This is a genomic window from Kribbella pittospori (assembly GCF_004331465.1).
Taxonomy (GTDB): Bacteria; Actinomycetota; Actinomycetes; order Propionibacteriales; family Kribbellaceae; genus Kribbella; species Kribbella pittospori.
Genome location: NZ_SJKB01000001.1, coordinates 1,383,527 through 1,408,609, shown reverse-complemented (window position 1 = coordinate 1,408,609; position 25,083 = coordinate 1,383,527). Strand labels below are relative to the sequence as shown.

Below are 25,083 nucleotides of genomic sequence, written 5' to 3'. Positions count from 1 at the left end.
CTCAATCACCTGACGCTCCCGCACGTCCAACCGCCTACCCGGCATCACTACCTCCAGTCACCACACAAAGATCATGTGCAACAACCGGTTGAGGCCAAGCGGGATTTGGTGACTGATCGGTGCACAAGGTCGGCGGTGGACGGCGGGCGACTAGGCGGCGGCCGTTGATGGTGGGTCGAGGTGGCAGGTGGTCGGAGCGGGTCCTGGGTTGGAGCGGGTGCGGCGGCCGATGACGGTGGCGGCGGTTAGGAGGAGGGTGGTGGCGGTCGCTGCGGAGGCGACCGTGATGCAGGTTATGAAGCCGGTGTTGAGGTTGGTGGTGGTGCCTAGGAGGGGGCCGAAGGTGGCTATGCCTATGGCGGCGCCTAGTTGGCGGGAGGTGTTGAAAGCGGCGGAGGCTGCGCCGTGGGCGGAGGGTACGACGGCGGCCATGGACTGTGAGGTCATGGTGGGGACCAGCAGACCCCCACTGAAGCCGGCCGGGATCAAGGCGAGTGCCAGCGGCCACAGGGCGTTCGACGTACTGGCCCATGCGACCGCGGCGAGGGTGACGGCGAGGACTGCTTGACCTAGGGCGAGGACGCCTGAACGGCCGAGGCGTTTGGCGAGTGGGGCTGCGCAGATGCTGCCGACCGAGATCAAGCCGGTGAGCGGCAGGAACAGCAGTCCGCTGACCAGTGGGCCGAGTCCGCGGCCTTGCTGAAGCATCAGGCTCATCGCGAACAGCAATCCGTAGAACGCGAAGTTGAACAAGGCGCCCTGTACGGCGGTGACCACGAACCCGCGATCGGAGTACACGCCCCGCGGAAGCAGCGGCGTACGGGTGGAGCGTTCGGCCCAGACGAAGCCGACCAGCCCGGCCACGGTCAGGGCGGCCGCGGTGACGACAGGAGGGCTCAGCCAACCCTGGGCAGGCGCCTCGATGAGGGCGAAGACCAGTCCGCCGATCAGCACAGTCGCCGTACCCATGCCTGCCACGTCCAGGCGGCGTCCGGCACTCGCGACGCGTGGCATGAAGCGCACGGCCCAGATCGCGGCGGGACTGCCGATGACCACGTTCACGGCGAACACGGCCCGCCAGTCGGCGACAGCGACCAGCGCACCGCCCAGCAGCGGTCCGGCTGCCATGCCAACGCCTCCTGCGGCGGCCCACCAGCCGACGAGACGGTGCCGCATCTGCTCGTCCCGCGCGGTTGCTGTGGCGAGTACGAGCGCACTCGGCAGGAGCAACGCAGAGCCGGCACCCTGGATCAGCCGGGCGAGGTTGAGCATCAGCATCGACATCGAGACCGCGCACACCGCGGAGGACGCGGTGAAGATCAGCAGCCCGGAGACGAACGCCCGCTTGGCGCCCAGCGTGTCCGTGATCGCACCGGCGCCGAGCATCACCGCCGCGAACGACAGCGTGTACGCGTTGACGGCCCATTCCAGCTCCGGCCGCGAGGCGTGCAGGTGCTCGGCGAGTTGGGCGAGAGTCAGGTGCACGATCGTGCCGTCGACGAAAACCATGAAGGCGGCGACCTGGGCGAGCACCGTGACACCCCGGCGATGTTCGATAGTCATAGAACTACCCTAGAGCAAGTTCGATACTCATCGAACTCAAATCTCATCCGGCAGTTGACGGCGTCGGAGCTGGGCCGGTCCGCTCGGCGCCGCTGAGTGCCACGATGAAGAGCAGTCGTATGGAAGGGGACAGCGATGTCGGAGGACGATCCGTTCGGCGGGCGGGAACCGACGAGTCATGAGCGGATGTCCGGCCGGCCGTGGGATGCGTCGTACTGGGATGGCCCGGCTCCTTGGGATTTCGGTGGGCCGCAGCCGGCTGTCGAACGCGTCGCAGCGGCAGGCGGGTTTGCCGGCACGGTGCTTGATGCGGGGTGCGGGAGTGGCGAGAACACGCTGGTGATCGCCTCGCTGGGGCTGCCGGTGCTGGGCGTCGATGTCGCCGAGACCGGGTTGAAGATGGCGCGCGAGAAGGCGGCTGAGCGCGGGATCTCGGCTGAGTTCGCGATGGCTGATGCGTTGCACCTCGAGCGGTTGGGACGGCGGTTCGAGACGGTGCTGGACTCCGGGTTGTTCCACACGTTCAACACCGAGGAAAGGCGGGAGTACGCCGCCAGCCTCGCGACGGCGACGCAGTACGGCGGAACGCTGTATGTGCTGTGCTTCGGCGACGAAGGGGCCGACGTCGGTCCGCATCCCGTGAGTCAAGAGGATCTGCGGATGGCGTTCGGTCCAGGCTCTGGTTGGGCCATCGCGTCGATCGTGCCGGAGCGAGTGAGGACGGTGTTCCACGACGAGAACGGCGCTCCGGCCTGGCTCGCGACCGTCAAGCGAACCGCCGGGTAAACCCATTGCTGGTGCCGATGGGCGCCGTTAGCGTCCGAGCATGACGGACGAGGATCCGAAGCAGATAGTTCGCCGTGGGTACGACGTACTGTCGCTGAGGTACGACGAGGCGACCGGCGCCGACTCGAAGTACCGGACCTGGATCGCCGAGTTGATCGCGCGGCTCGAGAGTGGAAGCCGGGTGCTCGACGTCGGCTGCGGGAGTGGGGTGCCGGTCGCGCGTGAGCTCGTGGCGGCGGGACATCGCGTCACCGGCGTCGACATCAGCGAGGTGCAGATCCGCCGTGCTCGTGAACTCGTGCCGGACGGCGAGTTCATCAACGCCGACGCCACGTCGCTGGACTTCCCGGCCGAGTCGTTCGACGCCGTCGTGTCTCTGTACGCCCTGATCCACATGCCGCAGGACGAGCAGCAACAACTGCTCCGCAACATCGCGACCTGGCTCCGTCCGGGCGGATGGTTCCTCTGCACCACCGGTCAGCGCGCGTGGACCGGCGTCGACGACGACTGGCTCGACGGCGGCGCTCCCATGTGGTGGAGCCACACCGACGCCGACACCAACCGCACCTGGATCGCCCAAGCCGGCCTGACCATCGAACACCAAGCCGTCATCCCCGAAGGGCCCTCAGCCCACGCCCTCTTCTGGTCCCGCCGCCCGCCAGCCTGAGCAGGAACACAAGCCGGCGGGGAGCCTGGTGGACTCCCCGCCGGGGTATTCGCAACTTCTGCAAGGTTCAAGAAGTTGGAGCAGTTCTACTGATCACAATGTATTCGTTGGTGATGTATTTGCGGCCACCGGGGGTAGCTCTCAGTCCTTGATGCCGGATTGGGTTACTCCTTGGATGAGGTAGCGCTGGAGGAAGGCGAAGATCAGGACCAGGGGCAGGATCGAGACCGCCACGGCCATGAAGAGTTCATGGATGTTGATGGTTTGCGCGGTCACGAACGTCGACATCGCGACCTGGACGGTCCACGACGACGAGTCCTGACCGATCACCAGCGGCCAGAGGAACGAGTTCCAGTTGCCGATGAAGGTGATCGCGGCCAACGCGGCGAAGAACGGCAGCGAGTTCGGTACGACGATCCGCCAGAACACCCCGAAGTACCCAGCACCGTCCACCCGCGCCGCTTCCTCCAGCTCCTTGGGGAACCCGAGGAAGTACTGCCGGAACAGGAACGCCGCGAAGCCGCTGAACAGCGTCGGGATGATCAGGCCGCGCAGGGTGCTGACCCAGCCGAGCGACGAGACGACGATGAAGCTCGGGATGAAGGTGACCGCGGCCGGGATCATCAGCGTGGCGACGATCGCGTAGAAGATCTTGTCCGCGTGCCGGTACGGGATCCGGGCCAGGCCGTACCCCGCCATCGATGCCAGCAGCAACTGTCCGGCGGTGCCGAGGACCCCGACCACCGCGGAGTTGTACATCGCCCGCGCCATCGGTACTTCGGTGTCGTTGAACAGTTCGGTGATGTTGCTCCACTGCAGATCCTTCGGGAACAGCGTCCAGTCCGGCGCGGTGATGTCCGCCTCGGTGGACAGCGCGTTGCGCAGGATCAGGTAGAACGGCAGCAGGAACAGCACCACCGCGACGAACAGCGCGATCCAGCGTCCCACCATGCCGACCACGCCGAGCGGGCTGCGGCTGAAGCCGATCGGCTGCGGGGTTCCCGACGTACGTTCGGTGGCCGGCATCAGTCACCCGCCTTTCCGAAGCCGAAGATCCGGCTCTGCAGCAGCGTCACGATCATGATGATCACGGCCAGGATGAGCGCACCGGCCGAGCCGTGCCCGAGGTCCTGGATCGACCCGAGCGAGATGTTGTACAGGTAGACCAGCGGTGGCCGCCCGTAGTTCTGGTTGCCGATCAGGTTGTAGAACTCGTCGAACGCCTGGTACGCCGCGATCAGGTTCAGGATCAGTACGGCGACCGACGTGGCACGCAACTGCGGCAGCGTGATGTAGCGGAACACCTGCCAACCCGGTTTCGCACCGTCGACGTACGCCGCCTCGTACAGGGTCGGCGAGATCCGCTGCAGACCGGCGATGAACAGGATCATGTAGAACCCGAGCTGCAGCCACAGCCGGACGGTGACGAGCGGGATCCAGTAATACGGCGGATCCACGGTCGACAGCCAGGCGATGCCATCCGCCCCGAACCAGCCGAGGACGGTGTTGGCCAGTCCGAACCGGACGCCGTTGAAGATCGACAGCTTCCAGATCAGCGAGGCCACCACGTACGAGCACGCAGTGGGCAGGAAGAACACCGACCGGAAGAACGCCCGGGCGATCTTCACCTGGTTGACCAGCAACGCCAGCGCCAGCGACAGCACGAACGTCAGCGGCACGATGAACACCGCGAAGATCGTGAACGTGCCCAGGCTGGACAAGAAGTTGTGGTCGGTGAGCATGTCGACGTAGTTCTGCAGCCCGACGAACTTCGACGGCGTGACCGTGTTGTAGGCCTCGAAGAAGCTGAGGACCAGGCTCCAGATGATCGGCAGATACGAGAAGATCAGCAGCCCCACGACGAACGGCCCGACGAACAGCCAGAACGACATCGTGGTGCCGGCGATCCCCCGCCGGCGTCGCGTCCGCCGCCGCTCACCAGTGGTGGCGGAGGACGCGGCCGGCTGCGTGTCTGCCGGTGCGCTGCGGCTCACCCGAACAACCGGGACAACTCGTCGTTGACGGTCTTCTCGGCCTTGGTGATCTCGGCGGCGGGGTCGGCTCCCTTCTTGATGATGTTGGTCAGCATGTCGCCGAACGCCGTACCCATCTTGGGAGTCCAGGCCGGGTTGTCGGTGTGCCCGTAGTCAGCGGTCAGCTTCACCGTCTCGGCCGCCACGCCGCTCTGCAGCTTCGCCGCCTTGGCCGCGAGGCTCTTGCGGGGCGGGATGTGGAAGCCGTAGTTCAGCGACCAGTCCTCCTGGAAGTCTTCCTTGTCGATCCACAGCCACTTCACGAACTTCTTCGCCGCGTCGACGTTCGCGCTCTTGGCCGAGACGAACTGCGTCCAGCCGCCGGAGTACACGGCCGGCTTGCCCTGCGCGTCCAGCGCCGGGAACGGGAACACACCGAGGTCGTCGCCGAGCGCCTTCTGCATGCCGGGCACCGCCCACATGCCGATCCACTGCATCGCCGCGAGGCCCTGGTTGATGGCACCAGGGTCGGTCCAGTCGGTCGGCGCGCCCAGCAGCACGCTCTTGCTGGCGTACAGCTCGTGCAGCTTGCCGAACGCCTGCGCCGCGCGGGGATCGGTGAAGCCCGGCTTGTTGTCGTCGGTGAGGTAGCTGCCGCCGGACGACCACAGCGCGGGTCCGCCCAGGGCCAGGCCGCCGTCGTTGCCGACGAAGATGCCCTTCACCTTGTTCGTGGTGAGTTCCTTGGCCGCGGAGATCAGGTCGTCGACCGTCTCCGGCGGCTTGATTCCGGCCTTGTCCAGCAGGGACTTGCGGTAGTAGATGACCTGCGGGTCGACGATCATCCGGATCCCGTAGATCTTGCCGTCGACCGTGTTGGTGGCCAGGTCGCCCGGCTGGAAGTCGTCCTTGACGTCGGCCATGATGTCGTCCAGCGCGACCACCTGGTTGCTCTTCACCATGCCGATGTTGAGCTGGCTCTCGAAGACGTCCGGGCCCTTGTTCGACAGCAGGCCGGACGAGAGCTTCGCGGCGTAGTCACCGGGGGTCCATGCAACCGTGACGTTCGCATCGGTGTACGCCTTGGCGTACTTCGTCGCGGCCTGCTGGGTGCCGGTCTCGCCGTACTGGTGGTACCACTGCGACAACGTCGCCTTGGCACCTCCGCCGTCATCGCCCCCGCTCGAGGGCCGGCCGGTATTGCCGCCGCAGGCCGCGGTGAACGCGGCGAGCGCGGCCAGGCCGCCGGTCCGCTTGAGCAGATCCCGCCGGGTCAGACCGGCGTTCGGAACATGAGCAGGCATGAATTCCACCTTCCCGAGGAACAGCGCCGCAGGGGGTACGACGCCGGCGGTTCCGAGTTACTTAACGGCGTTAAGCATCTCCGATTTCGCACACGCTACAACTAGATCCAACATTCCAACAGGCTTCGACACAGGTCTTTCCGGCACGGTACCCATCCGGTGGAAGGATTCCGCTCCGACGCTCCCAGGTGAATCGTTGGAGAAGTGTGTAGCACCATCGCTCAAAAGCGCGCCCGGCGCAAGACCGGGCGCGCTCTTCTTTGTTCGAATCTGTGGAATGTTGCTCGGGTGGTATCAGACCGTGATCAGCCGAACATCTCCCCCGCCGAAGCCTTGCGCACCAGCAGTTCCGGCGGCTCGAACCGGGTTCCGTACGACGACGCCAACGCCCGCGCACGCTCGACGAACGCAGGCAGTCCGTAGCCGTTGATGTACTGCAGCGCACCGCCGTACAGCGGTGGAAAACCGATGCCGAAGATCGATCCGATGTTGGCGTCGGCAACAGAGCGTAGTACCCCTTCATCGAGACACTTCACCGTCTCCAGCGCCATCGCGAACGTCATCCGCTCCTGCAGATCGATCAGCGGTACGTCGTCCCGTCGCGGGAAGTGCTCCCACAGCCCCGGCCACAGGGTCTTGGGACCGTCTGCCGGGTAGTCGTAGAAGCCGGCACCCGCGGCCTTCCCGCGCCGGTCGAACTCGTTCACCAGCCGGTCCGCGACCGCCATCCCCGGATGCTCGTCGAACGCGCCGGCGCTGTCCCCGGCCGCCCGGGCCGCGTCCCGGATCTTCTGCGGCAGCGTCAGCGTGACCTCGTCCAGCATCGCCAGCGGCGGCGCCGGGAAGCCCATCTGGGTTGCGGCCCGTTCGATCGTCACCGGGTCGATGCCCTCGGCGACCATCGCCGCGCCCTCCATCACCAGCGTTCCGAACACCCGCGAGGTGAAGAAGCCCCGGCTGTCGTTGACCACGATCGGCGTTTTCCTGATCTGCCGGACCACGTCGTACGCCTTGGCGATGGCGCGATCCGATGTCTTCTGCCCCACGATCAGCTCGACCAATGGCATCCGATCGACCGGCGAGAAGAAGTGCATGCCGAGGAAGTCGTCCGGCCGGTCGATGCCGTCGGCCAGCGAGGTGATCGGCAGCGTCGAGGTGTTCGAGCAGAGCAGCGCGTCCGGCTCGACCACGCCGGCGATCTCGGCGAACACCTTCTGCTTGAGCTCCTCGCTCTCGAACACCGCCTCGATCACCAGATCGCACCCGGCCAGGTCGTTCGGGTCCGCGGTCGGCGTGATCCGGCTGAGAAACTCCTCCACCTGCCCCGCGGTCGTCCGCCCCTTCTGCACCTGCTTCGCGAGCAGCTTCTCGGAGTACTCCTTGCCGCGAGCGGCCGCCTCGAGCGTCACGTCCTTCAAGACCACGTCGATGCCCGCCTTCGCGCAGACGTACGCGATCCCCGCGCCCATCATCCCGGCACCGAGGACGCCGACCTTCCGGGCGGAAAAGCGAGGTACGCCGTCCGGCCGCGACGCACCGGCGTTGATCGCCTGCAGGTCGAAGAAGAACGCCTGGATCATGTTCTTCGCGATCTGCCCGGTCGCCAGCGACACGAAGTACCGCGACTCGATCCGCGACGCGGTGGCGAAGTCGACCTGGCTGCCCTCGACAGCCGCGCTCATGATCGCTCGCGGAGCTGGGTACGGCGCGCCTTTCAGCTGCTTGCGCAGGTTGGCCGGGAAGGCCGGGAGGAACGCGGCCAGCTTCGGGGACGACGGCGTACCGCCGGGGATCTTGTAACCGTCGCGATCCCACGGCTGCTTGGCGTCACCGTCGTACGCGTCGATCCAGCGGTAGGCGGCGTCGAGGAGTTCCTCGGCCGGGACGACTTCGTCCACGATGCCGACCGACTCGGCATGGGCGGGTTTCATCCGCTGCCCCTGCAGCAGCACCTTCATCAGCGCGTCTTGCAGGCCGAGCATCCGGACGGTCCGGGTCACGCCGCCACCGCCGGGCAGCAGGCCAAGCGTTACTTCCGGTACGCCGAGCTCGATCCGGTTGTCGTCAGCAACGATCCGGTGATGGCAGGCGAGCGCGATCTCCAGGCCACCGCCAAGAGCGGAACCGTTGATCGCTGCAACGACCGGGACGCCCAGAGTCTCCAGTGCACGGAGTTGTCGCTTGACCTCTTCGACCGTGGCGAAGACCTGCGCCGCATCGCTGGGCTGGATCTGCGACAACATCTGCAGGTTGCCGCCGGCGAAGAAGGTGGACTTGGCGCTCGTGATGACGACACCCTTGAGGCCCGATTCGGACTGGAGCCGGGAGATCATGTCGCCCATGGAGGTCAGATACGCCTCGTTCATGGTGTTCGCCGACGCGTCCGGGTCGTCCATCGTCAGGGTGACGACACCGTCGACGTTCTGCCAGGAGATCATGCCGCAAGCCTCTCGATGATCGTCGCGACGCCCATCCCGCCGCCGACGCACAGGGTGGCCAGTCCGTACCGGAGCTCGCGCCGCTCCAGTTCGTCCAGCAGGGTTCCGATCAGCATGGCGCCGGTGGCACCGAGCGGGTGACCGAGTGCGATCGCGCCGCCGTTCACGTTCACCTTCTCGTGCGGTACGCCGAGATCCTTCATGAAATGCAGGACCGCGGCGGCGAACGCCTCGTTCATCTCGAACAGGTCGATATCGTCGACCTCGAGCCCCGCGCGAGCCAAGGCCTTCCGGGCGGCCGGTGCCGGACCGGTCAGCATGATCGTCGGGTCGGCGCCACTGACGCCGGTGGCGACCACGCGGCCGCGAGGTGCCTGACCGAGCGCCTCCCCGGCCTTCTCGTTGCCAACAGCAACCAGCGCGGCGCCGTCGACGATGCCGGACGAGTTGCCGGCGTGGTGGACGTGATTGATCCGCTCGACGGTCACGTACTTCTCCAGGGCGACCGCGTCGAAGCCACCGTGCTCCCCGATCGCCGCGAACGACACGGGCAGTCCGGCCAGCGTTTCGACCGTCGTGCCCGGCCTGACCAACTGGTCGTGGTCCAGGATCTGCAGGCCGTTGCGATCGTTCACTGGGACGACGGAGCGGCCGAAGTAGCCGTTGGCCCAGGCCTTGGCGGCTCGGGCGTGCGACTCGGCGGCGTATGCGTCGACGTCGGTGCGGGAGAAGCCGTCGAGGGTGGCGATCAGGTCCGCGCTGATGCCCTGCGGGATGAAGTTCGTCGCCAGGGCGGTCTCCGGGTCCATCGCCCAGGCACCCCCGTCGGACGCCATCGGCACGCGGGACATCGACTCGACGCCGCCGGCGAGGATGAAGTCCTCCCACCCGGACCGGACCCGCTGCGCCGCCTGGTTGACCGCCTCGAGGCCGGACGCGCAGAACCGGTTGAGCTGTACGCCGCCGGTCGTCTCCGGGTAGCCCGCCGCCAGCACCGCGGTCCGGGCGATGTCCATGCCCTGGTCGCCGATCGGCGTGACGACACCGAGAACGACGTCGTCGATCGTGGCCGGGTCCAGCTCGGGGTGCCGGTTCCGCAGTTCGTGCAGGAGGCCGGTGATCAGCTGGATCGGCTTGACCTCGTACAGGGCACCCGTCGGTTTGCCCTTGCCGCGGGGGGTGCGGATCGCGTCGTACAGGAAGGCTTCACTGGTCATCATGATCCCGTCGGTCGAAGACTCCCCACGATTGTGACAGTTCTGGTGTCACGATGGTCAAGGGGGCCTCGTTATGATCTCCGCCATGCCGGAAACCAGCGCGGGGGGAACCGTGGACGAGGCGACACTGACGGTGGACGAGCTCTCAACTCGGGTCGGGATGACGGTGCGGACGCTCCGCTTCTACGCCGGCCGCGGCCTGATCCCGCCACCCATCCGGCGCGGCCGGGTCGGCTACTACGGTCCGGAACACATCGCCCGGCTCGATCTGGTCCGTGAACTGCAGGCCCACGGCTTCACCCTGTCCGCGATCGAGGGCTACCTGGACCGCATCCCGCCGAACGCAACACCGCAGGACATCGCTCTGCACCGGACGCTGCTGACCCCATGGATGCGCGACCTCCCGGAGACCCTGGACCGCACAGCCCTGGTACGCCGTACCGGTCGTGAACTCACCGACGACGACATCGAGATGCTGGTCGCGCTCGGCGTGGTCGAGCCGACGCCGGACGAGGACGTCTTCCAGGTCGCGACCGCTCATCTCAGTCTGGGCGTCGAGCTCCTCGATCTGGATCTGCCGGTCGACGCCGTACTCGCCGCCGGCCGGATCTTCACCGAGCACGGCCGCGCGATCGCGGAGGAGCTCACCGAGGTGTTCCGGACCAAGGTGTGGCCGCACTACCGGGACTCGGGTGGTCCGCCGGAGCACATCCAGCAGCTGGTCGAGCGGTTCAAGCCGGTGACGATCCAGGGCCTGGTGCTGGCGTACGAGCGAGCCGTCGGCGAGACCCAGCGCGACACGATCCGCCGCACCCAGAGCAAACGCCTCTGACGGGCCGGCGGCCCTCGTGTCCCCAGCCGGAGTTCCTACGCAGACGGCGATTCCCGCGCCGGCCCCGCAAGGTCAACCCGGCCCTGGACGACGTCGTTGGCGACGTCGGTGAGACGGCGATTGTGGGTGCGCGCATAGGTCCGCATGATCGCGAACGCCTCGTCGACTCCGACCGCAAGGCTGTGGGTGAGGAACCCCTTGGCCTGCTCGATCAGGATGCGGCTGTTCAGCGCCGACTGGAGCTGTTCGGTGACGATCTCCTGGCGGGCCAGTGCGCGCTGGTGGATGATGCCGATACTCGCCGCGTCAGCCAATGCCTGCCCCAGCGCGATGGTGTCGTCGTCGAGCGGTCCGGCGGTGGCGCTGAACAGGTTGACCGCTCCGAGGACGGTGCCGCGCAGCCGCATCGGCAACGCGTGCACCGCCAGATAGCCGGCGTCGATTGCGGCAGCGCTGAACCGGGGCCACCGCGTATCGGCCTCACGCATGTCCCCGGACTGGACCGGGCGTCCGGTGGTGAACGCGTCCAGGCACGGGCCTTCGGAGTTCTGCAACTGACTCAGCTCGACCAGCATCGCCTGCTCCGTCGAGGCCGCGACCTGGTTCAACGTGCCGTGGTGGTCGACGAGCAGGATGCCGCACGCCGACACCCCCAGCAGCTCGTTGCAGCGCGTGGCGAGCCGATCCAGGAAGTCGATGATGTCGAAATCGTCGACGAGGGTGTCGGCCAGCTCGATGAACACTTCTCTCGCCCTGCGGTCAGACACGCTCATCTCTCATCCTCCTCTTCATTCTCAGCATGCTCAGATTCCTGATGGTCGCCGTTCAGGAACAGACGGCGGGCCATGACCTCGGTGGCGATCACGTGCAACGGACTGCCGCTGCTGAACGCGTGGGCACGCAGGAGAGCGAGCGCATCGGTGACACTGATGCGCTGCTGGGCCGCCACGAGTCCGGCCGCCTGGTGCACCTCCGCACGGCGCGCGGTGAACGCCGCATCGATCACCTGGTCCAAGTCTGCGCTCAACCCGTGACGGTCGTCGAGCGCGAGGACGAAGACCGCGTCGGCGTACACCAAGGCGTCCAGGAGTTGATCGCCGCCGAGGGGTCCAGCCTGCCGCCGGTAGATACTCAGGGCGCCGATCCTGGCCGCACCCGCACCGATCGGGAAGGCGAAGATGCCGCGTACGCCGTGCCGGGCCGCGGCCGGCGCGAACGCGGGCCACCGACTGACCGCATCCAGCGCGGACAAGTCGGTCGCCAGCACCGGCGCGCCGCTCGCGATCGCATCGGCGCTGGGGCCCTGGCCGAGGGTGAACTGCAACTCCTCCAACACACCGACCTCGGACGTGGTCGCCAGCAGTGGTTCGTACGGTCCGGCCTCGGGCGACATGGACAGCCCGGCGCCTACCGCCGACAGGGCCTCGCTGCAGGCCGACACGGCGTAGCGCAGCGAAGGCAATCCGCCGTCGATCCGCGCAGCGGCGTCGATCGCCCCCCACACCCTGGCACCGCGGTCTTGATCCACCCGCTCCATCCAGACTCGTGCCGCCGCCGCGCGGACGTCTCACCCAAGCGGCCCTACTCGTCGGCCGACTCGCTGTCAGTCGGCGACACGCTCGGTTCGGCGTCCGGACCCTGCTCCGGTTCAGGCTCTTTCGCTCGCTTCGGTGCGGGCGTCTTCTCGGCCACGGCGGCGGGCAGACCGATCCATTCGCTCATCGACGCTCCATCCCAGTCGGCCCGCGCACAAGCTGCCGGGGTCCGGGGCAGCACCTTCCCTGACAGTCTAGGCCGCGGCGTGATTGACTGCCTTCAGACGAACCAGGGGAGGTTGCGATGGGGATTGTGTCGCCGGGATTCACCGGCCGCCGGCGGAGTGCGGACCTTCCGCCCGGGCAGTACCTGACGCAGGACTTCCCGGTGCTGTCGGCCGGCCCGACCCCGCACATCCGGACCGAACACTGGGAGTTCACCGTCACCACGGAGACTGGTGAGGCGACCAAGTGGGACTGGTCCGGGCTGCTGGCGCTGCCGGCCGACGAGATCACCAAGGACATCCACTGCGTGACCCGGTGGTCGAAGCTGGAGACGAACTGGAAGGGCGTCTCGCTCGACACCTTGCTCGCGGATGTGGAGACCAGCGCCGACTACGCACTCGTGCACAGCTACGGCGGGTACACGACCAACCTGCCGATGGAAGACCTGCTCGACGGTCAGGCCTGGATCGCCTACGAGTACGACGGCGAGCCGATCGACCCCGAGCACGGTGGCCCGGCCCGCCTGCTGGTCCCACACCTGTATTTCTGGAAGAGCGCGAAGTGGGTCCGCGGGATGGTGCTGTCCGACAACCAGGACCTCGGCTTCTGGGAGACCGCTGGTTACCACGAGTACGGAGACCCATGGAAAGAACAGCGATACGCCGGCGACTGACCTGGCAGGTCGGCACTGTCACCGGCGTACGGCGAGAGACGGCGACCGCTCGCACGCTGGTCGTCGACGTACCGGACTGGCCGGGGCACCTCGCCGGGCAGCACCTGGACGTCCGGTTGACCGCGCCCGACGGGTATCGCGCCTCGCGGTCGTACTCGGTCGCTTCGGCGTGGGCCGGTGACACGATCGAGCTCACTGTCGAGCAGGTGCCCGAAGGTGAGGTCTCGCCGTACCTGGTCGATGTGCTGCAGGTGGGCGATCCGCTCGAGATCCGCGGTCCGGTCGGCGGGTGGTTCGTCTGGAAGCCCGAGCAGGAAGGGCCGGTGCAGTTGATCGGCGGTGGATCGGGGATCGTGCCGCTGCGCGCGATGCTGCGTACCCACGCCGCCGCGGGCAGTACGACGCCGGTCCGCCTGCTCTACTCGGTACGACGGCCCGCCTCGGTGATCTACGTGGAGGACCTGAAGGAACTGGCCGCGTCGGACGACGTCGACGTGCGACTCGTCTACACGCGGGAGGCGCCGGCCGGGGAGCCTCGAGTGGGGCGTATCGACGCCGATTTGATCGAGCGGCTCGCGTTCAAGCCGGCGGACGAGCCGACGACGTACGTGTGTGGGCCGACGCCGTTCGTGGAGGCGGTGGCAGATCTGCTGGTCGCCGCCGGCCACGATCCGGCCCGCGTCAGAACCGAGCGATTCGGACCGACTGGAGGCCCGCGATGACCACAGATGCCAGCTATTTGGACGGCAATGCCGCCGCCGGCGCGCTGAGCGAAGTCTTCGCGATGGACGTGACCGCCGCGATCACCCAGTGCAATGGCTGCGGGCAGACCGCCGTGTTCGCCGAATCCCACGTCTACGTGAACGCGCCCGGCCTGGTCGCCCGCTGTTCCGGCTGCGACGGCGTGCTCCTCCGCGTCGTCACCACTCCGTCCGACGTCTATGTGGACCTCCGCGGCCTGACATACCTCAGGCTGCCTAATCCGTAGCCTCAGGCGTAGGCTGAGCAGATCCGTCATAGGCGGTTCCAGACCCCGGCGCCCTCCTACCCTTCCCGGAAGGACTGGTGGCGATCTCAGATCATGAGCCTGACTATCTCGACCGTCTCGCGCGGTCCGAGCCATTGGATTCATGGCAACCCGAGGATCTGAGGGCCGCATTGGCCGTCGTCGACGACCTCGACGCCCAGCGGCCGCACACGGCAGGCACAGCCAGGGTCATCGATCTGCGGCTCGCGATCTACCGGAGCAGATTGCGCTACGAGTTGAGCCAGCGCGTCGAGGGTGAGCCTGAGCACTAGATGTACTAGATCCCGAGGCTGCGGCCCACGATCTCCTTCATGATTTCGGTGGTGCCGCCGTAGATGGTCTGGATCCGGGTGTCCAGGTAGGCCTTGGCGATCGGGTACTCGGTCATGAAGCCGTAGCCGCCGTGCAGTTGCAGGCAGCGGTCGACGACCTTCTTCTGCAACTCGGTGGTCCACCACTTGGCCATCGCGGCCTCGGCCACGGTGAGCGTGCCGGCGTTCAGCTCCTGGACGCAACGATCCACGAACACCCGGGCGATCTGCGTCTCCGTCGCGATCTCGGCGAGCACGAAACGACTGTTCTGGAACGAGCCGATCGGCCGGCCGAAGGCCGTGCGCTCCTTCACGTAGCGCAGCGTGTCGTCGAGCAGGTTCTCGCAGGCGGCCGCCGCGACGACCGCGATGGTCAGCCGTTCCTGCGGCAGCTTCTCCATCAGGTAGACGAAGCCCTTGCCCTCCTCGCCGAGCAGATTCTCGGCCGGCACGCGGACGTTGTCGAAGAACAACTCCGCGGTGTCCTGCGCCTTCAGCCCGATCTTCTCCAGATTGCGGCCGCGCTCGAACCCGGGCATGCCGCGCTCGACCACCAGCAGCGAGACACCCTGCGCCCCGGCCGCCGGGTCGGTCTTGGCCACCACGATGACGAGGTCGGCGAGGATTCCGTTGGAGATGAACGTCTTCTGCCCGTTCAGCACGTAGTGGTCGCCGTCGCGCCGAGCCGTCGTCTGGATGCCCTGCAGGTCGCTGCCGGCGCCCGGCTCGGTCATCGCGATCGCGGTGATGGTCTCCCCCGAGCAGAACTTCGGCAGCCACCGCGCCTTCTGCTCCTCGGTCGCATAGTCCAGCAGGTACGCCGAATTGATGTCGGTGTGGATCGTGAAGCCGACACCACTCGCGCGCGCCCGGGTCAGTTCCTCGATCAGCACGGTGTTGAAGCGGTAGTCCCGCACTCCGCCGCCGCCGTGCTCCTCCGGCATCATGAAGCCGAGCAGGCCCGCCTGGCCGGCCGCGGTCCACAGCTCGCGCGGGACGATGCCGGCCTCCTCCCAGCTGTCGTGGTGCGGCACGATCTCCTTGTCGCAGAAGGCTCGCACGGTCTCCCGGAAGGCATCATGATCGGCGTCGAACAGCTGACGTTCCATTGGGCGGTTCCTCTCAGTTCTGTACGGCGGCGCCGGTCTGCAGCAGGTCGTCGATGTCGGTGATGCCCCACTCGGTCAAAGCCTCGCGGGTGTGCTGTCCGGGCCGCGCGGGCGGTCGCCCGAGGCTGGTCGGCGTACCGGAGAAGCGTGGTGCGGGGGCGGCTTGGCGGACTCCGTCGTGCTCGACGAAGGTGCCTCGGGCAACAAGATGTGGATGGTCGGCGGCGAGTGGCAGCACCGGCGCCACGCAGGCGTTGGAATCGTCGAAGGTCTCCGCCCACTCCGCCTGGGTGCGCTGCAGGAAGGTCTCGGTCAGCACCTTGCGCAGCTCGGGCCAGTTGGCCGGATCGTTGCGATCCGGTGCGCTGATCCCGAGCTTCGCGATCAGCTCGTCGTAGAACTGCGGCTCGATCGCACCGACGGCAACATGCTTGCCCTCTGCCGTCTCGTAAACGTCGTAGAACGGCGCGCCGGTGTCGAGCAGGTTCGTCCCGCGATCCTCCCGCCAGTTCCCGGCGGCCGTCGCCCCGAGCAGCATCGTGGTCAGGTGGGCGGAGCCGTCGACGATCGCAGCGTCGACCACCTGACCGCGGCCGCTGCGCTGAGCTTCGTGCAACGCCGCGAGAACGCCGACCACCAGGTAGAGCGAGCCGCCGGCGAAATCACCGAGCAGGTTGGCCGGCACCTGCGGCGGACCACCCGCACGACCGATCAGATGCAGAGCACCCGAGACCGCGAGGTAGTCGATGTCGTGCCCAGCGGTCTGCGCGAGCGGTCCGTCCTGGCCCCAGCCGGTCATCCGCCCGTAGACCAGCCTGGGATTGATCGCGTGACAGTCCTCGGGACCGACGCCGAGGCGCTCGGCGACGCCCGGCCGGAAGCCCTCGACGAGTACGTCGGCCTGCGCGGCCAAGCGTCGTACGACGTCGATCGCGGCCGGGTGCTTCAGGTCCAGGGCCACGCTGCGGCGACCGCGGTTCACCAGCTCGTACTCCGGCGGGCCGAACGCCAATCCACCACCGGGCCGATCGATCCGCAGTACGTCGGCGCCAAGCTCGGCCAGCATCATGCACGCGAACGGCGCCGGACCGATCCCGGCCAGCTCGACCACCTTGACGCCCTGCAGTGGACCCATGCCCGCTATTGTGACAGTGCTACTGTCACGGTCGTCAAGTCACTGTGCGAACCAACGCCAGCGCCACGGCCGGGACCAGCACGCTCAGGGCCAGCACCACGCCGAGCGCGATCGACCACCCGGGCGAGTCGCCCTCGAGGTGACCGAGGTGGAAGACCAGGTGCGGCACCGCACCGACGAGGTACGCGATCAGTGCGACCGTGCTGAGCACCCGGTCGAACCGCACCGCGGCAGCGATGAAGATCACCGCCAGACCGAGCGTCGCGCCCCCGAAGTCGCGGAACAGATGCTCGCTGTACGGCGGCGTCCAGTCCACCGTCGGCACGTCGTCGTAGAACGAGAACGGGAAGAGCAGCAACCACAGACCGAGGACCAGTTGGTACGCCCCGAACACCACCAGCACCGACCGCACATAGCCCCTCATGCGAGGTACTCCGCGAACGTGATCCGACCGTACGGCGTCCCGTCGACCAGAGGCCCGGTGGTGGCGTAGGCACGAAACGTCTTTCCCGGCACCCGGACCGGGACGGTCGGCCGGTGAGAACCCCGCGCGAGCTTCCAGAGCAGGGCCAGGTCCGGGACCGTTCGGCGTTCCGGACCGCCGATGTCGACGACGCGCCCGTTGGCGGGTGCTGCCGCGACGAGCTCGACCAACCGGCCGGCGACATCCTCGACGGCGATCGGCTGGAGGGTGACAGCGGGCGCGAACAGCAATGGCAGGAATCGCTGCGCGCGAAAGATCTGGTCGATCAGATTGTGGAACTGCGTCGCCCGCAGGATCGTGAACGGTACGCCGGACTTCTCGACGAGCCGCTCGACAACGAGCTTGGTCCGGTAGTACGGCATCGGGATCCGGTCGACGCCGACGATCGACATCTGGACGACATGCGGCGTACCAGCAGCTCGGGCGGCGTCGAGCAGGTTGCGCGCCTGCCGCTCGTCGCGGCGGCCGAGGCTGGTGGCGAGGTTCACGATCACGTCGATGCCCTCGACCGCCGCGGCCAGACCCGCGCAGGTCGTCAGGTCGCCGACGAAGCGATCAGGCCCGGGCTTCCGGCTGAAAATCCGAACCTGGTGGCCGGCCGCACGCAGCCGCCCGACGGTGGGCCGGCCGAGTGTCCCGGTGCCACCGGTGACGAGGATGGAACGCATCTGGTGTCCTTTCTGTCACCAGCTCAGATCCGGCAGCCCGTCGATTCGTGACAGTTGGCGGGCCGCGAAGGTGAGCTTGTCCGGGTTCATCACCAGCCGCAGGTCGGTGATGCCCTCGGCACCGAACTCGATGAAGCACACCGCGTGCACGCCGTCGGGGCCAAAGGCAACCAGTGCGGGACGGCCGTTGGCCTCGGCGAGGCCCGCCTCGATACCGCCGCCGAAGCGCTCGATCACGCCGACCAGGTAGCGTGCGACCCGCTCCTTGCCGACCAGCGCGTTCCGGGCCGCGATCACCTTGCCGCCGCCGTCCGCCCGCGATACGACGTCGCCCGCGAGCAGCTTCTCCAGTTCCTCGATCTCACCCAGCCGGGCCGCGGCGATGAACCGGTCCACCAGCTCGCGCCAGCCGGCCCGGTCGACAGGCTGGTCCCGCCGCGGCTCGGCCGCGATCCGTTTCGCCGCACGGGACGCGAGCTGCCGGGCGTTGACCTCGGTCGTGCCGATCAGCTCGGCCACCTCGCGATGGCTGTAACCGAACGCCTCCTTCAGCACGTACGCCGCCCGCTCCGCCGGCGTCAGCCGCTCGAGCACCAGCAACAACGCGAACGACACCGACTCCCGCTCGGCCACGACATCCAGCGGCCCGAGCTCGTCGAACTCCGCCCGCCCGCTCAGCACCGGCTCGGGCAGCCACTCCCCGACGTACGTCTCCCGCCGAGCTCGCGCAGACGTGAGCTGCTTGATCGACAGGTTGGTGACCACCCGGGCCAGGTAGGCATCCGGATCGCGGACGGAATCCTGATCGGTGGCCCGCCAGCGCAGCCAGGCGTCCTGCAGGATCTCCTCGGCATCGGTCGCGGTACCCATCATCCGGTAGGCGATCCCGAACATCCGTCCACGCAGGCGCTCGAAGTCATCCACTCCGTCAGTCTGTCAGGAAGGCCTCCGCGGCTCGCTGGATCTTGGCGTAGTACTCCGACCAGCCGGCCTCGTCCATGTGGTCCGCGTCAGACCCGCCCTGGCCGTCGATGAGCTCACGCACGATGTCCGCGTGGCCGGCGTGATGGGCTGTCTCGTCGACGACCCGGACCAGCAACGCGCCGAACGTCGTACTTCGGCCCCCCTCGGGCCAGTGCGGGACCTCGGCCGGCATGTCCAGGTCGAGCTCGTCAATGGACCGGTCGCTGTGGGTGCACGCGTCGCGGTAGAGACCGGTGAGGTACTCCGTGCTCTCGGACGGCAGCGCCCACATGTCTCCGCCGTCCCAGACAGTGCCGTCCTCCTCCCACGGCAGCGGCTTCGGCGGTGGTCGCCCGACGCTCGTGCCGAGGTAGACGTACTCGATCCCGACCAAGTGCTTGACCAGTCCGAGCAGGTTCGTCCCGGACGGCACCAGCGGGCGGCGGCGATCGTACTCACTCAGGCCGTCGAGCTTGGCCAGCATCACCGCACGGGTGCCTTGGAGGTACTTCTGCAGTTCGGCCTTCATGGACGGGACGCTAGTGCAGGCGTCAGACAGTTTCCGGTGCGCCCGGCGGAATGAACGGCACCCACCCGGGCCCGTCGTCGATCAGCCTCAGCAAAGCGTCGGTGTCGACGTACTCGTCGATGGCGTCCGCGAGCCTGTCCAGCCGCGCCTCACGGAGACCGGCGAACGAGACCGTGCCGTCCGGTGCCGGCTTGCCGGTCAGCTGAGCCACCTCGGTCAGGAAGGCATGCCGGGCAGCGTCGTCGTCGAGCAGCCCGTGCCAGATCGTCCCCCAGGTGTTCCCGACCCGGCAACCACCCGGGAACGCCGACGCGTCGCCCGTCACGGTCACCACGCCGTGATGGATCTCGTACGCCGTCGGCGCAGGCCGAGCCAGCACCTTCGCCCGAGAGAACTCCGTTGCTACCGGCAACAGGTCCAGGCCTGCGTGTTCACCGCCGCCCTCGACGCCGTGCGGATCGGTGATCGGGCCGCCCAAAGCCTGGTAGCCACCACAGATCCCGAGCACCGGCCGCCCGGCCGCCACCCGCGCGCTGACCGCATCCGCGAGACCGAGCGAACGCAGCCACGCCAGATCCGACACCGTTGCCCGCGACCCCGGCAGTACGACGAGATCCGCGTCCCGCACTTCGGCCGGGCTGGTGGTGAAGAACACGCTGTTCGTCGGCTCGACCGCCAGCGCATCGAGGTCGGTGAAGTTGCTGATCCGCGGGAATCGGATCACCGCCACCGTGAGCAGATCAGCCGGGGAGGTACGACGTACCGGGATGTCCAGCGCGTCCTCGGAGTCCAGCCACAGCTCGGGCAGCCACGGCAGTACGCCGTACGTCGGGCGGCCGGTGACGGACGTGAGCATGTCGATGCCCGGCTGGAGCAGGGACGCGTCGCCGCGGAACTTGTTCACGAGGAACCCGCTGATGAGCGATTGGTCAGCCGCGTCCAGCAACGCCACCGTGCCGAACATCGACGCGAACACTCCCCCGCGATCGATGTCGCCGACAACAACCACCGGGGCCTTGATGTGCTGCGCGAGTCCCATGTTCACATAGTCCGACCGCCGCAGATTGATCTCTGTCGGACTGCCGGCGCCCTCACTGATCACCACGTCGTACCGCGAGGCCAGATCGTCGTACGCCGCGAACGCGGCCTTGGCCAACTCGGCCCGCTCGGTGAGGAAGCCGCGGGACGACAACTCGCCCCACGGCTCCCCCATCAGTACGACGTGACTCCGCTGGTCACTGCCCGGCTTCAGCAGCACCGGGTTCATCGCCGCCTCGGGCTCCGCACCGGCCGCGACCGCCTGGATCCACTGGGCCCGGCCGATCTCGGTGCCGTCCGCGCAGACCATCGAGTTGTTCGACATGTTCTGCGCCTTGTACGGCGCCACCCGCACACCCTGCCGAGCCAGCCACCGGCACAACCCCGTCACCACGGTCGTCTTACCCGCATCCGACGTCGTACCTGCGATCAGGAGTGAGCCCACGCGGGGATCTTAAGCGTCGTCGGACGGTCTGCTCTGCTCGGCCTCCGGCTTCACCGGGGTGATCCGGCGGACCTGGGCGTCGGTGCTGGGCAGCCGCGGCCGCGGGCCCTGGAACCGGGTCCCCGCGCCACCCTCGCGGGCCGACAGCGGCTTCGCGATGTTCTCCAGCGACTTGCCTTCCGCGTCGACCCCGAAGAACCAGGCGATCAGACCACCGATCAGCATCACGGCCGCACCGATGATGTAGCCGACGGTCAGCGGACCGCGCGCCGGGTTGTCGCCCTCACCGATCAGCGAGGCGAACAGGAACGGCGCGATCACACCACCGGTGAGCTGCGAGATCGCGAAGAAGAACGAGATCGCCTGACCACGCAGCTCGATCGGGAAGATCTCGCTCACCGTCAGGTACGCCGACGACGCGCCGGCCGAGGCGAAGAAGAACACCACGCACCACAGCAGGGTCAGCGTGACCGCACTCAGCGCGCCGGCGTTGAACAGCAGCGCGGTGATGAACAGCACCACCGCCGACACGGAGTACGTGCCGAGGATCATCTTGCGCCGGCCGATGGTGTCGAAGAAGTGGCCGAGCAGCAGCGGACCGGCCAGGTTGCCGATCGCGAACGGGAAGAAGTAGAGCGCGATGCTGGAGTCGTTCAGGCCGAAGTACGCCTTCAGGACCAGCGCGTAGGTGAAGAAGATCGCGTTGTAGAGGAAGGCCTGGGTGACCATCATCGAGAAGCCGAGGAAGGACCGGCTGCGGTAGTCGCGCAGCATCACCCGGGCGATCTCGCGGTACGTCACCGGCGGGTAGTCGATCACGTTGATCGCCTCGTCGTCGGTCACCTCACGCAGCTCGCCGCCCTGCCGCCGGACCGTCTCCTCGATCTCGTCGACGGTCCGCTCGGCCTCCTCGACCCGGCCGTGCGTCATCAGCCAGCGCGGGCTCTCCGGGATGTGCCGGCGCAGGTAGATGATCATCAGACCCATCACCGGACCGATCAGGAAGCACAGCCGCCAGCCCCACTCGATCGGGATGATGTCCTCGTTCAGGAAGACCAGACCGACCGCGGATCCGATCAGCGCGCCGGCCCAGTAGGTGCCGTTGATGCCGATGTCGACCCGACCGCGGAACTTCGACGGGATCAGCTCGTCGATCGCGGAGTTGATCGCGGCGTACTCACCGCCGATGCCCATACCGGCGATGAACCGGAAGAACAGCAGCGAGTAGATGTCCCAGGACAGGCCGGCCAGACCGGACGCGACCAGGTAGACCATCAGCGTGATGATGAACAGGCTGCGCCGGCCCCACTTGTCGGTGAGCCGGCCGAAGACCAGCGCACCGACCACCTCACCGGCCAGGTAGACGGAGGCCATCAGGCCGACCTCGGAGGTGGTCAGGTGGAGCGTCTCCGGCTCCTTGAGCACGTTTCCGACCAGCGAGACCAGCTGGATCTCGAGGCCGTCCAGGATCCAGGAGACGCCGAGGCCGACGACGATCATCCAGTGGAACCTGGTCCACGGCAGCCGGTCCATCCGGGCCGGCACGAGACTCGGTATCGCTCTGCCTTCTTCCAGTGCGTGCTCGCTCATCCCTGCTCCTCCCGAGCCCGTGATGCCACGGTGTGTCCGGCCGGACACCCTCGGGGCCGGTACCCCAGGGGTGACGAAGTCAAAACCCACGGTCACGCGGCCCGTGTCCGGGTGCGCTGGTTACAGTGGCGGACATGGAGAACGAGATCAGCGTCGTCGACGCCAAGGAGCGCAGCCGGTACGAGGCAGTGGACACCGACGGCCATCTGATGGGATTCGTCGACTACAAGCTGCACCCGGGCGTGATCAGCTTCCTGCACGCCGAGACCCTGCCCGAGTTCCGCGGCCGCGGTGTGGCCGGCCGGATCGCGTCGAAGTCCCTCGACGACGCCCGCGCCCTCGGCCTGCGGGTCAAGCCGGCCTGCCCGTTCTACCAGGACTATCTCCAGCAGCACACCGAGTACGCCGACCTGGTCCGCCGCCCCGGTGAGGAGGCGGCCAAGTGACCGCACCGGTGCTGGGCAAGGTCGAGTGGCGGCCCGCCGCCGAGGTGCCCGAGCTCCTGGCCGCGCCGGTGCGTGACGCGCTCGGCGACCTCACCGCCTACGCAGCCGCGATCGACCCCGGCCTGGCCGACACCGCCGCCTTCTGCGCGGAGTACGACGTACCGATGGATGCGTCGGCGAACTGCGTGATCGTGCACGGCAAGCGCGCCGGGGAGTCGACGTACGCCGCGGTGATGGTGCTGGCCACCGACCGGGCGGATGTGAACGGCGTGATCCGCAAGCATCTCGGCGTACGGAAGATCTCCTTCGCCGCCCAGGACGACGCGGTCAGCTCGACCGGCATGGAGTACGGCGGGATCACCCCGATCGGACTGCCGGCCGCGTGGCCGGTGCTGGTCGACGAGGCGGTCACCCGGGCCGGACTGGTCGTGATCGGCAGCGGCATCCGGGGGTCCAAGATCCTGCTGGACGGGGCCGACCTGGCCAAGTTGCCAGCAGCAACAGTGTTGGCGCTGGCACAGGGCTAGCGGCTGGGCGGTTGGGGGTGCGATGGAGCAGTACGACTGGCCGGCCGAGTACGCCGAGCTGACCGCCGCCGACCAGCACAGCCCACTCCCACCGGCCGACCTCGACCGGCTGGCCGTCGCCGCCTTCGTCCTCGGTCACGACGACGAGGTCGCGGGCTACCGTGAGCGCGCGTTCGAGGAGCATCTCGCCCGCGGTGATGTCGACCTAGCGGTCCGCAGCGCGTTCTGGCTCGGCTTCCACCTGCAGGGCCGCGGCGAGTTCGCCCGGGCCGCCGGGTGGCGGGCCCGGGTCGAGCGGATGATTCCGGCCGAGAACATCGAGCTGACCGGAATGTTCCTGCAGGCCGACGCGGCCACGCGGATGATGACCGGCGATCCCGTCACCGCACTCCCTCGATTCGAACAGGCCCGCGAGCTCGCGACCGAACCGTCCGCGATCGCGTTGGCATCGCTCGGCCGCGGCCGATGCCTGGAGATGCTCGGCCGGCGGACCGAGGCCCTGACGGCACTGGACGAGGCGATGGTGCACGTCACCGCCGGTCGGGTCGGCCCTGAGGTCGCTGGGATCGCCTACTGCGCCGTGATCGATCTCTGCATGCGGCTGTACGACGTACGCCGGGCGCAGGAGTGGACACACGCGCTGACGGGCTGGTGCGACCAGCAGTCCGGCCTGGTGCCGTACCGCGGGGTGTGTCTGGTGCATCGGTCGCAGATCCTGCAACTGCGCGGGGCGTGGTCCGAGGCGGCGGGCGCCGCAGAGGATGCTTGCCGGCGGCTGGCTCCCGGAGCGGTCGGGTCTGCGTGGTACCAAGTGGCCGAGCTCGAACGCCAGCGCGGACGGTATGCGGAGGCCGAGCAGGCGTATCAACGAGCCGGTAGCGAGGGCGCGGAGGTACAGCCAGGTCTGGCCAGGCTGCGGGCCGCACAGGGAAACCATGCGTCGGCGATCGCGGGACTCGAACGAGCACTGGCCGAGGACCCGCTGGCTGCGACGCGTCCGGCGCTCCTTGCGGCCAGGGTGGACCTGGCCGTCGACTGTGGTGATCTCGAGGCGGCGCGGAAGGCCGCTGCCGAGCTGAACGAGTTCGCCCGCGTCGATTCGCCGTACCTGCAGGCGTTGGCGGCGTACTGCGAAGGGGCGGTCCGTGTTGCGGGTGACGATGCGCGCGGGGCGATGCCGTTGTTGCGGCGGGCATGGATGTTGTGGCAGGAGCTGGAGATGCCCTACGAGGCGGCGCGGACTCGGGTGCTGGTCGGGCGGGCCTGTGGCGCGCTCGGTGACGGTGATGCGGAGCAGATGGAGCTCGCCAGTGCCCGGGCAGCGTTCGAGCAGCTCGGGGCGCTGGCCGACCTGGCAGCACTCGAGGACACCGGTCAGACCGGCGGGCTGAGCCCGCGGGAGCTGGAGGTACTGCGGCTGCTGGCCACGGGCATCACCAACCGGGCGGTGGGTGAGCAGCTGTTCCTCAGCGAGCGGACCGTCGCCCGGCACGTGAGCAACATCTTCGGCAAGCTCGGTGTCTCCAGCCGGGCGGCGGCCACGGCGTACGCCTACGAGAAGGGCCTGGTCTGACTGGGTAGAAATGACCAGTCCGCCG

27 protein-coding genes are annotated in these 25,083 nt (G+C 67.9%); 10 read left to right on the top strand and 17 right to left on the bottom strand.

The genetic code is table 11. The features are described 5' to 3' along the window. Positions 1-150 precede the first annotated feature (150 nt). Positions 151-1,563, bottom strand: a complete 1,413-nt coding sequence (locus E0H73_RS06455) for an MFS transporter (protein WP_131352450.1) — start codon at positions 1,561-1,563, stop codon at positions 151-153. A 135-nt stretch (positions 1,564-1,698) separates the two neighbouring features. Between E0H73_RS06455 and E0H73_RS06450 the strand changes: the two genes are divergently transcribed. Together E0H73_RS06450 and E0H73_RS06445 are read left to right on the top strand one after the other, a co-directional pair. Beyond that, complete coding sequence (locus tag E0H73_RS06450; protein WP_202867202.1) at positions 1,699-2,349, top strand: class I SAM-dependent methyltransferase; 651 nt, start codon at positions 1,699-1,701, stop codon at positions 2,347-2,349. Between the two features lie 40 nt (positions 2,350-2,389). After that, positions 2,390-3,016: a class I SAM-dependent methyltransferase gene (locus tag E0H73_RS06445; RefSeq protein WP_131352449.1), complete on the top strand. Its 627-nt coding sequence runs from the start codon at positions 2,390-2,392 to the stop codon at positions 3,014-3,016. Positions 3,017-3,157: 141 nt separating this feature from the next. Here E0H73_RS06445 and E0H73_RS06440 read toward each other — a convergent pair whose 3' ends face one another. The 5 genes from E0H73_RS06440 to E0H73_RS06420 form a co-directional block, all read right to left on the bottom strand. Further along, the gene (locus tag E0H73_RS06440; RefSeq protein ID WP_131352448.1) at positions 3,158-4,042 is read right to left on the bottom strand and encodes a carbohydrate ABC transporter permease; all 885 of its coding nucleotides are present in this window, start codon (positions 4,040-4,042) and stop codon (positions 3,158-3,160) included. After that, positions 4,042-5,010 carry a carbohydrate ABC transporter permease gene (locus E0H73_RS06435; protein ID WP_238163840.1) on the bottom strand — a complete coding sequence of 323 codons (969 nt, stop codon included), beginning with the start codon at positions 5,008-5,010 and terminating at the stop codon, positions 4,042-4,044. Before E0H73_RS06435 ends, E0H73_RS06440 begins: the two co-directional genes overlap by 1 nt. Beyond that, a complete protein-coding gene (locus E0H73_RS06430) occupies positions 5,007-6,293 on the bottom strand; it encodes an ABC transporter substrate-binding protein (RefSeq protein ID WP_131352447.1) in 1,287 nt (428 codons plus the stop codon). Before E0H73_RS06430 ends, E0H73_RS06435 begins: the two co-directional genes overlap by 4 nt. Positions 6,294-6,598: 305 nt before the next feature. Continuing rightward, on the bottom strand, positions 6,599-8,731 hold the full coding sequence (locus E0H73_RS06425; RefSeq protein ID WP_131352446.1) for a 3-hydroxyacyl-CoA dehydrogenase NAD-binding domain-containing protein: 2,133 nt from the start codon (positions 8,729-8,731) through the stop codon (positions 6,599-6,601). Next, entirely contained in the window at positions 8,728-9,951 is a 1,224-nt protein-coding gene (locus E0H73_RS06420; RefSeq protein ID WP_272949113.1) for an acetyl-CoA C-acetyltransferase, read from the bottom strand. The genes E0H73_RS06425 and E0H73_RS06420 overlap by 4 nt, the downstream gene beginning before the upstream one ends. Before the next feature lie 82 nt (positions 9,952-10,033). On the opposite strand from E0H73_RS06420, the gene E0H73_RS06415 reads away from it, so the two are divergent. Then, a complete protein-coding gene (locus E0H73_RS06415) occupies positions 10,034-10,780 on the top strand; it encodes a MerR family transcriptional regulator (RefSeq protein ID WP_238163839.1) in 747 nt (248 codons plus the stop codon). Positions 10,781-10,815: 35 nt separating this feature from the next. Here the strand turns inward: E0H73_RS06415 and E0H73_RS06410 are convergent, their stop codons facing one another. From E0H73_RS06410 to E0H73_RS45760, 3 genes are read right to left on the bottom strand one after another with little or no spacing between them, the layout of a single operon-like run. Continuing rightward, a complete protein-coding gene (locus tag E0H73_RS06410; protein WP_131352444.1) occupies positions 10,816-11,553 on the bottom strand; it encodes a GAF and ANTAR domain-containing protein in 738 nt (245 codons plus the stop codon). Beyond that, positions 11,550-12,317 carry a GAF and ANTAR domain-containing protein gene (locus E0H73_RS06405; protein ID WP_131352443.1) on the bottom strand — a complete coding sequence of 256 codons (768 nt, stop codon included), beginning with the start codon at positions 12,315-12,317 and terminating at the stop codon, positions 11,550-11,552. Before E0H73_RS06405 ends, E0H73_RS06410 begins: the two co-directional genes overlap by 4 nt. Positions 12,318-12,361: 44 nt before the next feature. Further along, positions 12,362-12,502 carry a hypothetical protein gene (locus E0H73_RS45760; RefSeq protein WP_165555504.1) on the bottom strand — a complete coding sequence of 47 codons (141 nt, stop codon included), beginning with the start codon at positions 12,500-12,502 and terminating at the stop codon, positions 12,362-12,364. Between the two features lie 117 nt (positions 12,503-12,619). Here E0H73_RS45760 and E0H73_RS06400 point away from each other — a divergent pair, with 117 nt between their 5' ends. From E0H73_RS06400 to E0H73_RS06385, 4 genes are all read left to right on the top strand, one after another. Beyond that, complete coding sequence (locus E0H73_RS06400) at positions 12,620-13,213, top strand: sulfite oxidase-like oxidoreductase (protein WP_131352442.1); 594 nt, start codon at positions 12,620-12,622, stop codon at positions 13,211-13,213. Beyond that, positions 13,183-13,935 (top strand): ferredoxin reductase, encoded by a 753-nt coding sequence (locus E0H73_RS06395; RefSeq protein WP_131352441.1) that lies wholly within the window; start codon positions 13,183-13,185, stop codon positions 13,933-13,935. The genes E0H73_RS06400 and E0H73_RS06395 overlap by 31 nt, the downstream gene beginning before the upstream one ends. Next, positions 13,932-14,201, top strand: a complete 270-nt coding sequence (locus tag E0H73_RS06390) for a DUF6510 family protein (protein ID WP_131352440.1) — start codon at positions 13,932-13,934, stop codon at positions 14,199-14,201. Before E0H73_RS06395 ends, E0H73_RS06390 begins: the two co-directional genes overlap by 4 nt. 77 nt (positions 14,202-14,278) lie before the next feature. Beyond that, positions 14,279-14,512, top strand: coding sequence for a hypothetical protein (locus E0H73_RS06385; protein WP_131352439.1), 234 nt, complete (start codon positions 14,279-14,281; stop codon positions 14,510-14,512). A gap of 5 nt (positions 14,513-14,517) precedes the next feature. On the opposite strand, the gene E0H73_RS06380 is transcribed toward E0H73_RS06385, so the two are convergent. From E0H73_RS06380 to E0H73_RS06345, 8 genes are read right to left on the bottom strand one after another with little or no spacing between them, the layout of a single operon-like run. Next, positions 14,518-15,660, bottom strand: coding sequence for an acyl-CoA dehydrogenase family protein (locus E0H73_RS06380; RefSeq protein ID WP_131352438.1), 1,143 nt, complete (start codon positions 15,658-15,660; stop codon positions 14,518-14,520). A gap of 13 nt (positions 15,661-15,673) precedes the next feature. Beyond that, complete coding sequence (locus E0H73_RS06375; protein ID WP_131352437.1) at positions 15,674-16,795, bottom strand: CaiB/BaiF CoA transferase family protein; 1,122 nt, start codon at positions 16,793-16,795, stop codon at positions 15,674-15,676. A gap of 34 nt (positions 16,796-16,829) precedes the next feature. Continuing rightward, complete coding sequence (locus E0H73_RS06370; RefSeq protein WP_131352436.1) at positions 16,830-17,219, bottom strand: hypothetical protein; 390 nt, start codon at positions 17,217-17,219, stop codon at positions 16,830-16,832. Next, positions 17,216-17,947, bottom strand: coding sequence for an SDR family oxidoreductase (locus tag E0H73_RS06365; RefSeq protein ID WP_131352435.1), 732 nt, complete (start codon positions 17,945-17,947; stop codon positions 17,216-17,218). Before E0H73_RS06365 ends, E0H73_RS06370 begins: the two co-directional genes overlap by 4 nt. Before the next feature lie 15 nt (positions 17,948-17,962). Further along, entirely contained in the window at positions 17,963-18,871 is a 909-nt protein-coding gene (gene sigJ / locus E0H73_RS06360; protein WP_238163838.1) for an RNA polymerase sigma factor SigJ, read from the bottom strand. A 4-nt stretch (positions 18,872-18,875) separates the two neighbouring features. Further along, entirely contained in the window at positions 18,876-19,439 is a 564-nt protein-coding gene (locus tag E0H73_RS06355) for a DinB family protein (RefSeq protein WP_131352434.1), read from the bottom strand. Between the two features lie 22 nt (positions 19,440-19,461). Continuing rightward, positions 19,462-20,922, bottom strand: a complete 1,461-nt coding sequence (locus tag E0H73_RS06350) for a cobyric acid synthase (protein ID WP_131352433.1) — start codon at positions 20,920-20,922, stop codon at positions 19,462-19,464. Between the two features lie 9 nt (positions 20,923-20,931). Next, positions 20,932-22,512: an MFS transporter gene (locus tag E0H73_RS06345; protein WP_131352432.1), complete on the bottom strand. Its 1,581-nt coding sequence runs from the start codon at positions 22,510-22,512 to the stop codon at positions 20,932-20,934. Between the two features lie 134 nt (positions 22,513-22,646). Here E0H73_RS06345 and E0H73_RS06340 point away from each other — a divergent pair, with 134 nt between their 5' ends. From E0H73_RS06340 to E0H73_RS06330, 3 genes are read left to right on the top strand one after another with little or no spacing between them, the layout of a single operon-like run. Continuing rightward, positions 22,647-22,958 carry a GNAT family N-acetyltransferase gene (locus E0H73_RS06340; RefSeq protein ID WP_131352431.1) on the top strand — a complete coding sequence of 104 codons (312 nt, stop codon included), beginning with the start codon at positions 22,647-22,649 and terminating at the stop codon, positions 22,956-22,958. Next, positions 22,955-23,485, top strand: a complete 531-nt coding sequence (locus E0H73_RS06335; protein WP_131352430.1) for a YbaK/EbsC family protein — start codon at positions 22,955-22,957, stop codon at positions 23,483-23,485. The genes E0H73_RS06340 and E0H73_RS06335 overlap by 4 nt, the downstream gene beginning before the upstream one ends. Positions 23,486-23,507: 22 nt before the next feature. Continuing rightward, a complete protein-coding gene (locus E0H73_RS06330; RefSeq protein ID WP_131352429.1) occupies positions 23,508-25,058 on the top strand; it encodes a helix-turn-helix transcriptional regulator in 1,551 nt (516 codons plus the stop codon). The last annotated feature ends 25 nt before the right edge of the window (positions 25,059-25,083 follow it).